This window comes from Macrococcus sp. GL_134 (assembly GCF_057834705.1).
The window spans coordinates 1,630,011-1,643,619 of sequence record NZ_CM174409.1; the positions used below are offsets into that span (position 1 = coordinate 1,630,011).

Below are 13,609 nucleotides of genomic sequence, written 5' to 3' on the forward strand. Positions count from 1 at the left end.
GATTCAATGACAAGACTCATTATTAACGTTTTTCAAGTTCTTGTTTAAGAATTTGGTTGACCATCTGCGGGTTGGCCTGTCCTTTAGAAATTTTCATAATCTGACCGACTAAGAAGCCCATCGCTCTTCCTTTACCGTTCTTGAAATCTTCAATAGACTGCGGGTTCTGATCAAGGGCATCGTTAACTAATGTAGTCAACTGTGCTGGATCAGAGATTTGCACCAGTCCCTGCTCTTCCATGATGACTTTCGGAGCTTTTCCTGATTCCACAGTATCCTGGAAGACTTTCTTCGCAATCTTACTTGAAATCGTTCCATCAGACAGCAGCTTGATCATTTCCGCCAAGTTTTCAGGCGTTAATGCCGTCTCCCCCAGTTCCTTCTGCTGTTTGTTCAAGTACTCGTTCACGCCGCCCATCAACCAGTTAGAAGTTAACTTCGCGTCTGCATCAAGTTTGATTGTCTCTTCGAAGAAATCAGACATTTCTTTCGTCAACGTCAATACATGTGCATCATAAGCCGGCAGGCCAAATTCATTGACGTATTTCGCTTTACGTTCATCAGGCAGCTCTGGAATAGAGGCACGAACGCGCTCTTTCCAGGCAGCGTCGATATAGAGAGGAACTAAATCAGGTTCAGGGAAATAGCGATAATCGTCTGAACCTTCTTTGACACGCATTAAGATGGTTTTGCCCGTTGACTCATCAAAACGACGTGTTTCCTGTAGAATTTCTCCGCCAGATAACAGTACTTCTGCCTGGCGTTTCTCTTCATGCTCAAGACCCCGTCTGACATAGTTGAATGAGTTCAAGTTTTTAAGCTCTGCTTTAGTGCCGAACGCTTCCTGACCTCTAGGACGCAGTGAAATGTTAGCATCACAGCGCAGTGAGCCTTCTTCCATCTTACAGTCAGATACTCCTGTATATTGAATAATCGCTTTCAGCTTTTCAAGGTAAGCATATGCTTCTTCCGGCGTTCGGATATCAGGTTCAGAAACAATTTCGACAAGCGGTGTTCCTTGACGATTCAAGTCAACTAATGAATACCCGTCTTTATGGGACAGCTTGCCGGCATCTTCCTCCATATGAAGACGCGTGATCCCGATACGTTTCGTTTCGCCGTTCACTTCGATGTCAATATACCCATTTTCACCGATCGGCTCATCAAACTGTGAGATCTGATAGGCTTTCGGATTATCTGGATAGAAATAGTTCTTACGGTCAAACTTCGTTTCTGTTCTGATATCCATATTCAATGCCATCGCTGCACGCATCGCCCAGTCAACTGCTGTTTTGTTGACCACAGGTAATACACCTGGATAGCCTAGATCGATGACACTGACATTCGTGTTCGGTTCAGCCCCGAAATGTGCTGGAGAACTGGAGAACATCTTGGATTCAGTTTTTAATTCAACGTGGACTTCAAGTCCAATTACTGTTTCGAAATGCATATCATCGTCTCCTTATAATGTTTGATAACGGTCATGTAAGTTAAATTTCTGTTCGTACTGATAAGCCACATTGTAGATCTGCTGTTCATCAAACGGTTTACCGATGATCTGCAGTCCAATTGGACGACCATTATGTTCTCCACACGGAACAGAGATAGATGGCAGACCTGCCAAGTTCACAGGAATAGTCAAAATATCATTAGCATACATCGTCAGTGGATCATCGATTTTTTCACCGATATTGAATGCAGGAGTAGGTGCGACAGGTCCAACGATGACATCATAATGACTGAATACATTTTCGAAGTCCTGTTTGATCAATGTTCTTACTTTCTGTGCTTTTTTGTAATAAGCATCATAGAAGCCTGAACTTAATGAATAAGTTCCTAGCATGATCCGACGTTTGACTTCATCACCGAAACCTTCCTGACGCGTCTTCTTGTACAGCTCTTCTAAGTTCTGCGCACCTTCAGCCTGATAACCGTAACGGATACCATCAAACCGTGCTAAGTTTGCTGATGCTTCAGAAGAGGCAAGGATATAATAAGTCGCCACACCATATTTTGAATTCGGCAGCGACACTTCTTCCACAGTCGCCCCCATCGCACTTAATTCGTTGATTGCCGCTTCTACACTTGCTTTAACTTCCGGCTGAACACCTTCTCCTAAATATTCAGTAGGAACCGCGACGCGAAGCCCTGTCAAGTCTTTGTCAAGATTAGAGGTGAAGTCAACATTGTCTATTGGTGCACTTGTAGAGTCCATTTTGTCGACACCTGAAATGATTTCGAGGACTGTTGCGTTATCTTTGACGTTACGCGTTAACGGGCCGATCTGATCAAGAGATGAAGCAAATGCGACAAGACCGTAACGTGATACACGTCCATAGGTCGGTTTCATTCCCACAACACCGCAGTAGGAAGCGGGCTGACGGATGGAACCACCTGTATCTGAACCAAGTGCAAACGGGACAAGACTCGCTGCCACAGCTGCAGCAGATCCACCTGAAGAACCGCCTGGAACAGCACGATGATCAAATGGATTCACCGTCTTCTTGTAGAATGAATTTTCGGTAGAACCACCCATTGCGAACTCATCCATGTTGAGTTTACCGACAAGAATACCGTTTTCGTTGTTCAATTTCTGCATTACTGTTGCATCGTATACCGGATTAAATCCAGTCAATATTTTGCTGGCACACGTCGTTTCGACATTTTTAGTGACGATGTTGTCTTTGATGCCCATAGGAATACCGAACAGTCGACCTGATGGTGTCTGCTGGTCAAGCTCAGCAGCTTTTGCCATCGCCTGTTCTTTATCAAGAGTCAGGAATGACTGAATGTCAGCATCGTCCTGTTCAATATTTTTGAATGTGTCAGCAATAAGTTCTGACGGTTTAAGCTCTTTGTTTTGAATCATAGTTGACAATGATTCAATCGATTCATATCTTAAAGACATCTTATTCTCCTCCTAAAATTGAAGGTACACGGAATTGACCGTCTTCTTTGACAGGTGCATTCTTCAGCACTTCTTCTTGTGTCAAACTGTTGTCAGCAACATCTTCACGCAGCACATTCTGTAAATCAAGAACATGTAGTGTAGGTTCGACATTTTCTGTATCTACTTCTTCCAGCTGGTCAGCGAACGTCAAAATGGCTGCTAACTGTGTGCTGAACTTTTCTGCTTCTTCTTCATTGATGGCAAGCCGTGCAAGATGTGCTACGTGCTTCACCTGATCATTTGATATCGTCGTCATGTTAATCCTCCTATACGTTTATACCATCTTTAAATTTTATCAAATTTCTATACAAAAATCTAAAGAAAGTCAAAATAGATATATGAAAACGCTTCAAACAACTTTATAATGAGGTTTAAAGATGGATTATTATACAACTAAGGAGGAATACTTATGATACTTGCTTCCACATTCCAAAACGTCAAGATTGAAGCAACTTGGATGACTTATGTCATGATAGCATTTTATTTTCTTATTCTACTCGGCATTGGTTATTATGCATACAAACAGTCAACGAGCACTCTTGATGAATACATGCTCGGCGGCAGAAGCCTTGGACCGTTAGTCACTGCACTATCAGCCGGCGCAGCTGACATGAGCGGCTGGATGCTGATGGGACTCCCTGGTTCTGTCTATTCCAGTGGCCTATCTGCTACGTGGATTGCCATCGGCCTGACAATCGGCGCATGGCTGAACTATATTCTCGTTGCCCCGAGGCTGCGTGTCTACACAGAGCTTGCAGATAACGCCATTACTATTCCTGATTTCTTTGAGAAGCGGGTGAGCGACCATACCCGCATGTTGAAAATCATCTCAGGTCTTGTCATCATCATCTTCTTCACGCTCTATACTCAAGCCGGCATGGTGTCAGGCGGCGTCCTATTCGAAAGCGCATTTGGACTGAACTATCACTGGGGCTTAATATTGACAGCGGGTATTGTCATTATCTATACGCTGTTCGGTGGATATCTTGCTGTGTCACTTACGGACTTCTTCCAAGGTGTGATTATGCTGATTGCCCTTGTAATAGTCCCTGTCGTCGCGTTGCTGAAGTTAAACGGCCTGGATACATTTAATACAGTAGTCGACTTGGAGCCGACGAACCTTGACTGGTTCAAAGGGACAACGACAGTCGGTATCATTTCACTGCTTGCATGGGGGCTCGGTTATTTCGGTCAACCGCATATCATCGTCAGATTCATGTCTATCAGATCGCACAGAATGCTGCCGGCAGCACGCCGTATCGGTATTTCATGGATGGCTGTGTCACTCATCGGCGCTTGTATGACAGGGTTAATCGGCATTGCATTCGTCCATGAGACAGGACAGAAATTAGATAACCCAGAAACTATTTTCGTTGTGATGAGTCAGATTTTGTTCCATCCATTGATCGCCGGATTCTTTCTTGCGGCGATACTTGCTGCTATTATGAGTACGATTTCATCACAATTGTTAGTGACAAGTAGTTCATTGACTCAAGACTTCTATATGTTATTCCGTAAAACCACCATTCAGGATAAATCCCGCGAAAAAGAATTCGTGCTTGTCGGCCGGCTATCCGTTCTACTGGTCGCATTAGTAGCAGGCGCTATCGCATGGAATCCGAATGATACGATTTTGAACCTTGTCGGTAATGCTTGGGCCGGCTTCGGTGCGGCATTCGGACCGCTTGTTCTATTGTCATTATTCTGGAAAGGATTGACGAAAGAAGGTGCCATCACAGGTATGATTCTTGGCTCATTGACAGTCATCTTCTGGATCATTATGAAAGGTCCTAAAAATCATGCGGCACTATTTGATCTGTACGAAATTGTTCCTGGTTTCATCATCAGCTTATTAGCCACGGTATTAGTCAGCCTGGTGACGAACAAACCAGAACAGCGTGTTCTTGATGAATTCGACGAGATGACGCGCATCGTGAAAAGTTAATCATCTACAAACAATCACCTCCTGTTCAGATGAACAGGAGGTGATTGTTTGATTTACTGCTTATAGACATAGATTTCGGGATGTTTATCATCTTTGGTTTTAGTGATCAATGCGAGTGGTTTGTCGCTATCGACGATAGAAATTTCGAGGTTGTCCAGATTGCTGAAATATTTCATCGACAGATCACTGATGTACTGTGTCACCCCAACTACTTCTGCTCTGCCGTAATAATCAAGCGGGACATTAATCGTTACTTCGCGTACTTTGTCATCTACAAAGTATCCGGTTCCGATAGCTTGGGTGAAGTTAGGGAAGAAGCTTTGCAGTGAATCATTGAACTGTTTGAAATCATTGTTTAACTTTTTATTCAGTTCTCCTGCTTCACTTGAGGGGAGTAACGTATACTCTTCGTTGACGTTCTTCCACTTTCCTACTGACTTACTCCCCTTTTCACTGACTGAATAGGAAACGAAATGACCCGGCACAATGCTTTCAGACGAGCTCTGGATGAAAATAGCAAACGTAATAGGAATCTCTTTCAGTTCAGACTTGACACGCAGTCTAGAAAGTATTTCCTCAGCCATTTCCTTGCCCTTTTTCTCACTTTCTTTTTCGTTCAGTTGTCTGGCATATATTTCGCCGTACTGCTCTTTTTGATAGTAATATACACTGTTCATCGCAAGGCCGATCGTCATACCGGAAATTTTTTCTTTTTTTGCATCTCTCTCAGTGAAATAATCCTGCTCCAGTATGTGAGACAAATAGGCGGGGGATTGCTCGGCGATCTTCTCAGGATCTGTCTCACCTTTGTGTGAAGGATTCAATCCAAAGTTCGCATAGGCATTCCGCTCAATACGTGTATCTTCGTTCATCGCATCTATTTCCTGCTTCGTGAACTGCGGTTCAAGATAACTTTCCACCGCATTTTTATTCAGCAGCTGGCCGTCGCGGAACAAATAATCATCAGGAGAGAATACCTTTCGGCTGATTCTGAACAATCCTGTTTCAAATGCATCACCGTTATAGGCGCTAGTCATATTGGAACTCGTCAGACCGCGCGCCTGACTTTCTTTGAAAGGGAGCAGCGTGCGGTAATAGTCTCCGGAGATTTGAATATCCGTTGCCATCTGCTTGTCATCATTATTTTGTTGTGATGTTGCATCATCATTGGAACCACATGCTGTCAGCAGCAACGCTGATAGCAGGACAATAGGTACTTTCTTCATCATTGTCTCCTTAATTTGCTTCCTGTAATTTATTGACCAGTTCTTCTTCAGTCCAGATTTCAATTCCTAGACTTTCAGCTTTGTCAAGCTTACTTCCAGCGTCTTCCCCGGCAATAAGCAGATCCGTCTTTTTAGTGACGCTGCTTGTTACTTTGGCGCCGAGCTTCGTCAACTGTTCTGTCGCTTCCGTACGGGTCATAATCGATAGTTTTCCTGTCAATACAATCGTCTTATCCCGAAATTCAGGGTTGAACGCGGCTTCATCTATCGTAGCACCAGTATACGCCATATTGACGCCTGCTGCATTTAGTTTTTCAATCAAGTCCTGAATATCTTGATTGCTCAAATAAGTGACAAGCGACTGTGCCATCTTATGACCGATGTCATAAATAGCAGTCAATTCTTCTTCTGATGCTTCCATCAAGCGGTCCATCGTTTTGTATTCAGCAGCAAGAATACTACTTGCCTTCGCTCCAAGATGTCTGATGCCAAGACCGAACAGCAGTCGTTCCAGTGAATTTTCTTTCGATGCCTCTATCGCAGCTAGCAGCTTGTCCACTTTTTTGTCAGCCATACGTTCAAGCGGCAGCAGGTGCTCGCGCTTCAAATAATATATGTCTGCTACATCTTTGATGAGACCCGCTTCAAATAACTGCGCAACGATCTTCTCACCAAGACCATCGATATTCATCGCCTGCCTTGATACAAAGTGAATAACTCCTTCAATCAGCTGCGCCTGACACGTCGGATTGATGCAGCGCAGTGCCACTTCATCCTCTAGTCTGACGAGTTCGTGGCCGCAGGCAGGACAATCATCAGGCATATGATACGGTTCTGCATCTTTGGACCGTCTCTCAACAACCGGCCGCACGACTTCAGGAATAATGTCTCCTGCTTTTCTAATTACAACATCGTCACCGATACGAATGTCTTTGTCGTGAATTAAATCTTCATTGTGCAGCGATGCACGGCCGACTGTCGTACCCGCGACTTTGACAGGTTCAAGTATTGCTGTCGGTGTCACGACCCCTGTTCTGCCGACTGACAGTTCAATAGCGTTCAGTTTGGTGATCACTTCTTCTGCCGGAAACTTATAGGCAATCGCCCAGCGTGGTGACTTCGCAGTAAATCCGAGCTCCTCCTGCTTGATCAAGTCATTCACTTTGATGACAATTCCGTCAATATCATATGCTAAATGATTACGTTCTTTTGTCCAGTACTCAATATATGCTAGTACTTCATCGATTGACTGACATAGTCTACGCTCATGATTGGTCTTGAACCCTATGGCGTCAAGGGTATCCAATGCTTCGCTCTGTGAACTGGCGTCCAGTTCTCTTAAATCATTCACACTATACAGGAAGATATCTAGTTTACGCTTGGCAGCAAGTTTAGAATCCAGCTGTCTGAGAGAGCCTGCCGCCGCATTTCTCGGGTTGGCTGCGAGCGGTTCACCGAGACGTTCCTTCTCTTTGTTTAATTTAAGGAACGATTGACGCGGCATATATGCTTCTCCGCGCACTTCGAGTGTCAATGGCTGTTTGATGACTAAAGGGACCGCGTATATCGTCTTGATGTTTTCAGTGATGTTTTCACCCGTACTTCCGTCACCACGCGTCAATCCTTGTACGAGGCGTCCGTCTTCATATTTCAGCGAGACGGCAAGGCCATCGATTTTCAGTTCCAACATGTAGTCAACCTGTCCGACACTGTCTCTGACACGCTTATCGAAGGCTCTTAAATCCTCTTCGTTGAACGCATTTCCAAGACTCAGCATCGGTGTATCATGCCGCACTTTCTCAAATGCAGAAACAGGTGTGCCGCCGACACGTACCGTTGGTGAATCCGCGGTCTTCAAGTCGGGATATTCTTCCTCAATCGCGATGAGTTCGTGAAGCAGCTTATCATATTCACTGTCAGGGACAGACGGCTGATCAAGCACATGGTATTCGTAGTTATACTGGTGCAGTAATTGATGTAACTCATCTACTCGCTGCTGCATAATATCTACTCCTTCTTTTCGATTGGCGCAAACTGGCTGAGAAGCCTTTTCATGCCTACTGTCTTAAATATAATATCAAGTTCCAGAGAGCCTGATTTCTCAGTGACGTTGCTGACCAGTCCCTCACCCCATGTTTTATGGATGACTTTGTCTCCCACTTTGTATGACTGATTGTTTGCAGCAGGCGTTATTCTGCGTGCCGGATGTCTTTTCGTCCCGTAAACAGGCCGCGGTTTGACGCCTTCCAGCAGATCAGCAGGAATCTCATCAAGAAAACGGGATTTCCGGTTTGCCTGACTGCGTCCGAACAATGTTCTTGAATCTGCATGAGTCATATGAAGATGTTCTTCTGCTCTCGTGATTGCCACATACATCAGACGTCGTTCTTCTTCCATCTCGCTTTCGTCGGCAAGACTTCTTGAATGCGGGAAGATGGATTCTTCAAGTCCTGCAATAAAGACGACTTTGAATTCCAGACCTTTTGCAGAGTGCATCGTCATCAATGTCACCCCTGTTCCCATATCTGCGTTATCGACGTCACTGACAAGCGACAAGTCGGTCAGGAAATTCACTAACGACTGCTCTTCAATAGGAGTCAGTTTTTCGTAATCTTTAGGAACACTTAAAAATTCTTCCAAGTTTTCAAGACGGGACTGTGATTCAAGTGTCCGGTCTACTTTCAACATATCTGTATAACCCGTCTTATCCATAATCTGTTCAACCAGCTCAGTGATGGACAAAAATTCCTGCTGCTTCATGAAGCCGTCCATCATATCATAGAATGTCACGAGTGTTTCTGTCGTTTTCCGGGGCAGCCCCATGAAGTCCACTTCTGCCAATGCATCAAAATAGCTCAGTCCATTAGCTGCAGCATAGCCTGCAATTTTATCAAGTGCCCCTGGTCCAACACCGCGCTTAGGCGTGTTGATGACACGTGCAAAGCTGATATCATCATTGCTGTTAGCGATGAGACGTAAATAGCTTAAAATATCTTTGATTTCTTTGCGGTCATAGAACTTTGTACCGCCGACCATTGTATAGTTGATGTTTGATTTCAGTAATGTTTCTTCCAGCACACGTGACTGCGCATTCGTACGATACAGTATAGCCATATCACTCAACTGGTAATGGTCACGCTGTTTTTTCTGTATTTCAGACACAATATATTCAGCCTCGTGACGTTCAGACTGCGCTTTGAAATATTGTATCTTACTGCCGTCATCATTATCAGTCCACAGTGCCTTCGGTTTACGTTCTGAATTGTTTCTGATGACTTCGTTTGCTGCATGAAGAATATTTTTTGTTGAACGATAGTTGCGTTCCAGGAAGATGGTACGGGCGTTTTGATAATCTTCTTCAAAGCTTAATATGTTATAAATGTCAGCACCGCGCCAGCCGTAGATAGACTGATCTGAGTCACCGACAACGCATAGGTTTTCAAACTTTTCAGCAAGTGCTTTGACGAGCAGATACTGTGCTCTGTTTGTATCCTGATACTCGTCCACGTGAATATAATGAAACTTATTCTGATAGTATTCCAGCGCTTCAGGTACACGTTCAAACAGTTGAAGAGTCGTCATAATCAAATCGTCAAAATCAAGCGCATGGTTTCTAAGCAGAATGTTTTGATATCTTTTATATACTTTTGCCGTGGTCATCGCCATGAAATCATTTGCTTCTCGTTCAGCATCTTCAGGTGTCTTCAAGTCATTCTTCAAGTTTGAAATCTGTGCGAGCAGCGACCGCGGTTCGTACTTTTTAGGATCCAGATTCTCCTGTTTCAGCACATCTTTCATGACAGAGCGCTGATCAGTCGGGTCAAGAATAGTGAAGTTACGTTCGATACCGATCCGGTCGATGTCGCGTCTCAATATTCTGACGCACATCGAGTGGAATGTTGAGATCCATACAGCTTCTGCTTCAGGACCAATCAGCTGATCGACACGCGCCTTCATTTCCTTAGCAGCTTTATTCGTAAAAGTAATGGCAAGGATATTATACGGATTGACTGATTTCTCTTTAATCAAATAAGCGATGCGATGCGTCAGGACACGTGTTTTGCCGGACCCCGCCCCTGCCATGATCAACAGTGGACCTTCAGTAGCCTGGACAGCCGCTCGCTGCTCATCATTCATTCTGTTCAACAATTCATTCACAATCCATTATCCTTTCTGTTTCTTGATTTTCACTGTTTCGAGGGCACTTTTTAGATCTTTATATATAATATTGCCGACAACAATCGTGTCAGCATAGGCTTTCATTTCTATTGCCTGAGTCAAATTTTCTATACCACCGCCGTAGATAATATGCGTATCAGGACAGGCAGCTTTCAATGTTTTCAGCATTGCGACGTCACCGTATGTTCCACTGTACTCAAGGTAGCATACAGGAAACCGGTAAAAATGATTGACCATCTGCCCGTAGGCATAAAGATCATCTTCACTTAAAGTAGTGTCAGCCGCTGTAAGTTTTGCAACTTTACTGTCCGGATTCATAACGATATAACCTTCCATTGTAAACTCATCAAAGTTCAGCATATGACCGTACTGCTTGAGTGCCTCAAGCAGCATTCCGTTATGGAACATCACATTAGGACTGTTCAAAACAGAGGGCACTAAATACCGGTCAAATCCGGGAACAACACTTTCTAAATTTGAAATTTCAAGAGCGCACGGTACAGTATAACGTCTAACGCGTGCCATCAAATCGAGCACATTATCCAGCGTCACATTATCTGTACCTCCTATAATGACTGCATCTGTGCCTGATTCACACAGCTGCTGAAGGGTGCTGTCATCGATAGCATCAGCAGGGTCCAGCTTAAATACATGTTCCCAATCTTTTACTTCATACATGGAAATACTCCTTTTCAGACATATTTATAATTATAACATTTTTAGCGCATTTCTTTAGCCGTGAAACAAAAAAGCCAGCGATTAATCACTGACTCATTGCTTGTACAATCCGAGATATTCTTCGAGCGTCTCATGACTGTCATATAGTTCTTCAGCGAGCGACTGTCCGACATATCTGACATGCCACGGCTCGTATTGATAGCCTGTAATATGTTCCTTACCTTCAGGATAACGGATGATGAAGCCATATTCATGAGCATGATCCTGCAGCCATGCCCCTTCAGGTGTATTGCCAAAAGAAATTCTGAAGTCATTGGCAGACGCCACACTGCCGATATCGAACGTTAAACCGGTCTGATGTTCCGAATGGCCTGGCTGTGCACTGTATTTGTCAGCAGCGACCTGGCCATCCCGTGCTACATACTCGCTGTATAACTGTGCCTGATGCTCGTAAGTTCTATAGCCGCTGCGGATGACAAACTGCAGTCCTTCACGATTGCCTGCTGTCATCAACCGTTCGATTTCACGGCGTGCAGTTTTATTTTCACCGGGATTATAGTCGGCAGGAAGAGCAATCTTCTTATTGACAATCAATACATCATCAATATAAGTAACTCCCTGCCTTACTTCCTTATGATGTGATTCAATGAATATCTTTGTCAGCGGCATCGTTTTCAATGCAGTATTCCATGACTTTACAGATTCATCAGAGATCACTGTATCGTTGTCGTCAGTTCCGCACGCTGCAAGTAATAGAGCAGCGGCAGATGTAATCAGTAGTTTGTTCATCATACCCCTCATTTCACTGCTATTATAAGCCAAAAAAAATACTGAATCAAATTGATTCAGCATGTTTTATTCATGAGTTTCATCGTCTGATGTACTGTGCTCAGAGTCACCGCTCATTCGATCGATGACCATAGTATAAGCATCATTACCCCACTGCAATGACCGTTTCACACGGGAAATCGTTGCTGTAGAAGCACCTGATTCTTTTTCAATCGCAGCATATGTATAACCTTGCTTGATCATCATAGCGACCTGCATCCGTTGTGACAGAGAATGAATTTCATTGACAGTACATAAATCATCAAAAAATTCATAGCATTCTTCGCGTGTTTTAAGTGTCAGAACCGCGTCAAATAAATCATCGAGACGTTTGCCTTTTAATTTTTCAATCTGCATTCTTTCAACCCCTTGAAATATGATAATTTTATATTAACGCATTAAATCGTTAAAGTACAGTATCATCCATTATATATTTCGAATGCCGATATATTATTTTCTCATGTTTTATTTTATTTGTCGAATTCCATGTAGTGCTTACTCAAGCCCGGCCCTTTTGAACAATGTATCCACTTGATTCAAATGATGAGTTTCGTCAAAACAGCTGTTCAGATCTGCTTCTGAGAGTAACGACGTCACTCTATCATCCTGTTCAAGTAGGTCTCTGAATGGCGTTTCGGTTTCCCATGACTCCATCGCTTTCGGTTGAACTAAGTCATAGGCTTCTTCTCGGACCATGCCTTTATCGATCAGTGTCAACAGCACACGTTGTGAATAGATCAGCCCGAATGTCTTATCCATATTGCGTTTCATGTTATTTTCATACACTGTCAGATTATCGATGATATTAGTGAAACGATTCAGCGCATAGTCAAGAGCGATCGTCACGTCTGGCAGCATGATGCGTTCTGCTGAGGAGTGCGAAATATCGCGTTCGTGCCATAATGCCACGTTCTCATAAGCAGTCGTAATGTAGCCGCGAATCACACGAGACAGTCCGGTGATGTTTTCAGAGCCGATAGGATTACGTTTATGCGGCATTGCTGATGAGCCTTTTTGACCTTTTGCGAATGCTTCTTCCACTTCACGTGTTTCTGTCTTCTGCAGGTTTCGCACTTCTACCGCAAACTTCTCTAAAGAAGTCGCAATCAATGCAAGTGTCGCGATGTAATACGCATGGCGGTCACGCTGTAATGTCTGAGTTGAAATTTCAGCAAATCCGATTCCCAGCTCCCGACACACATGTTCCTCAATTTCAGGTGGAATGTTCGCAAATGTGCCGACTGCACCGCTCATTTTGCCGACTTCGATGTCTTTACGGACTTCTTTGAAACGTTTCAAATTGCGCTGCATTTCCATATACCAGAGCGCCATCTTCAGACCGAATGTTGTCGGCTCAGCATGTACTCCGTGCGTACGGCCCATCATGAGCGTCGTCTTATATTTCAACGCTTTCTGTTTCAACACTTCAATGAATCGTTCCAAGTCCCGTTCGATGATATCATTTGCCTGCTTGATGACATAGCTGAGCGCTGTATCAACGACATCCGTACTTGTCAGTCCGTAATGCACCCATTTGCGCTCTTCGCCCAATGTTTCGCTGACTTGACGCGTAAATGCCACGACATCATGACGAGTCTCCTGCTCAATTTCCTGTGCACGTTGCACATCAACGCGTGCGTTCTGACGAATCAGCTTTACGTCTTCCTCAGGTATTACCCCAAGCTTACTCCATGCTTCACATGCCAGAATCTCTACTTCAAGCCATGCTTCAAAGCGATTCTGTTCACTCCAAATAGCTGCCATTTCTTTGCGCGAATAACGCTCGATCATAAATTTAACTCC

11 protein-coding genes are annotated in these 13,609 nt (G+C 44.0%); 1 reads left to right on the plus strand and 10 read right to left on the minus strand.

Annotated elements, in window-relative coordinates:
* Positions 1–22: 22 nt before the first annotated feature.
* From gatB to gatC, 3 genes are read right to left on the minus strand one after another with little or no spacing between them, the layout of a single operon-like run.
* Complete coding sequence (gatB, locus tag AC3IPL_RS08545) at positions 23–1,450, minus strand: Asp-tRNA(Asn)/Glu-tRNA(Gln) amidotransferase subunit GatB (RefSeq protein ID WP_489240612.1); 1,428 nt, start codon at positions 1,448–1,450, stop codon at positions 23–25.
* Between the two features lie 12 nt (positions 1,451–1,462).
* The gene (gatA, locus tag AC3IPL_RS08550) at positions 1,463–2,908 is read right to left on the minus strand and encodes an Asp-tRNA(Asn)/Glu-tRNA(Gln) amidotransferase subunit GatA (protein ID WP_489240613.1); all 1,446 of its coding nucleotides are present in this window, start codon (positions 2,906–2,908) and stop codon (positions 1,463–1,465) included.
* A 1-nt stretch (position 2,909) separates the two neighbouring features.
* On the minus strand, positions 2,910–3,206 hold the full coding sequence (gene gatC / locus AC3IPL_RS08555; RefSeq protein WP_489240615.1) for an Asp-tRNA(Asn)/Glu-tRNA(Gln) amidotransferase subunit GatC: 297 nt from the start codon (positions 3,204–3,206) through the stop codon (positions 2,910–2,912).
* Positions 3,207–3,359: 153 nt separating this feature from the next.
* Between gatC and putP the strand changes: the two genes are divergently transcribed.
* A complete protein-coding gene (putP, locus tag AC3IPL_RS08560) occupies positions 3,360–4,895 on the plus strand; it encodes a sodium/proline symporter PutP (RefSeq protein ID WP_489240617.1) in 1,536 nt (511 codons plus the stop codon).
* 53 nt (positions 4,896–4,948) lie between these two features.
* Here the strand turns inward: putP and AC3IPL_RS08565 are convergent, their stop codons facing one another.
* The 7 genes from AC3IPL_RS08565 to purB form a co-directional block, all read right to left on the minus strand.
* Entirely contained in the window at positions 4,949–6,121 is a 1,173-nt protein-coding gene (locus AC3IPL_RS08565; RefSeq protein ID WP_489242326.1) for a CamS family sex pheromone protein, read from the minus strand.
* A gap of 10 nt (positions 6,122–6,131) precedes the next feature.
* Positions 6,132–8,123 (minus strand): NAD-dependent DNA ligase LigA, encoded by a 1,992-nt coding sequence (gene ligA / locus AC3IPL_RS08570; RefSeq protein ID WP_489240619.1) that lies wholly within the window; start codon positions 8,121–8,123, stop codon positions 6,132–6,134.
* A gap of 5 nt (positions 8,124–8,128) precedes the next feature.
* A complete protein-coding gene (pcrA, locus tag AC3IPL_RS08575; protein ID WP_489242327.1) occupies positions 8,129–10,258 on the minus strand; it encodes a DNA helicase PcrA in 2,130 nt (709 codons plus the stop codon).
* Between the two features lie 27 nt (positions 10,259–10,285).
* Entirely contained in the window at positions 10,286–10,978 is a 693-nt protein-coding gene (gene pcrB / locus AC3IPL_RS08580) for a heptaprenylglyceryl phosphate synthase (RefSeq protein ID WP_489240621.1), read from the minus strand.
* Between the two features lie 93 nt (positions 10,979–11,071).
* Positions 11,072–11,770 (minus strand): M15 family metallopeptidase, encoded by a 699-nt coding sequence (locus AC3IPL_RS08585; RefSeq protein ID WP_489240623.1) that lies wholly within the window; start codon positions 11,768–11,770, stop codon positions 11,072–11,074.
* 63 nt (positions 11,771–11,833) lie between these two features.
* Positions 11,834–12,163: a YerC/YecD family TrpR-related protein gene (locus AC3IPL_RS08590; RefSeq protein WP_489240625.1), complete on the minus strand. Its 330-nt coding sequence runs from the start codon at positions 12,161–12,163 to the stop codon at positions 11,834–11,836.
* 138 nt (positions 12,164–12,301) lie between these two features.
* Complete coding sequence (gene purB, locus AC3IPL_RS08595) at positions 12,302–13,597, minus strand: adenylosuccinate lyase (RefSeq protein WP_489240628.1); 1,296 nt, start codon at positions 13,595–13,597, stop codon at positions 12,302–12,304.
* Positions 13,598–13,609 lie beyond the last annotated feature (12 nt).

Coding starts and splice junctions, on each gene's coding strand:
- purB (WP_489240628.1), bottom strand. CDS start 13,597: ATGATCGAGCGTTATTCGCGCAAAGAAATGGCAGCTATTTGGAGTGAA.
- AC3IPL_RS08585 (WP_489240623.1), bottom strand. CDS start 11,770: ATGATGAACAAACTACTGATTACATCTGCCGCTGCTCTATTACTTGCA.
- AC3IPL_RS08590 (WP_489240625.1), bottom strand. CDS start 12,163: ATGCAGATTGAAAAATTAAAAGGCAAACGTCTCGATGATTTATTTGAC.
- pcrA (WP_489242327.1), bottom strand. CDS start 10,258: ATGAATGATGAGCAGCGAGCGGCTGTCCAGGCTACTGAAGGTCCACTG.
- gatB (WP_489240612.1), bottom strand. CDS start 1,450: ATGCATTTCGAAACAGTAATTGGACTTGAAGTCCACGTTGAATTAAAA.
- ligA (WP_489240619.1), bottom strand. CDS start 8,123: ATGCAGCAGCGAGTAGATGAGTTACATCAATTACTGCACCAGTATAAC.
- gatC (WP_489240615.1), bottom strand. CDS start 3,206: ATGACGACGATATCAAATGATCAGGTGAAGCACGTAGCACATCTTGCA.
- pcrB (WP_489240621.1), bottom strand. CDS start 10,978: ATGTATGAAGTAAAAGATTGGGAACATGTATTTAAGCTGGACCCTGCT.
- gatA (WP_489240613.1), bottom strand. CDS start 2,908: ATGTCTTTAAGATATGAATCGATTGAATCATTGTCAACTATGATTCAA.
- AC3IPL_RS08565 (WP_489242326.1), bottom strand. CDS start 6,121: ATGAAGAAAGTACCTATTGTCCTGCTATCAGCGTTGCTGCTGACAGCA.
- putP (WP_489240617.1), top strand. CDS start 3,360: ATGATACTTGCTTCCACATTCCAAAACGTCAAGATTGAAGCAACTTGG.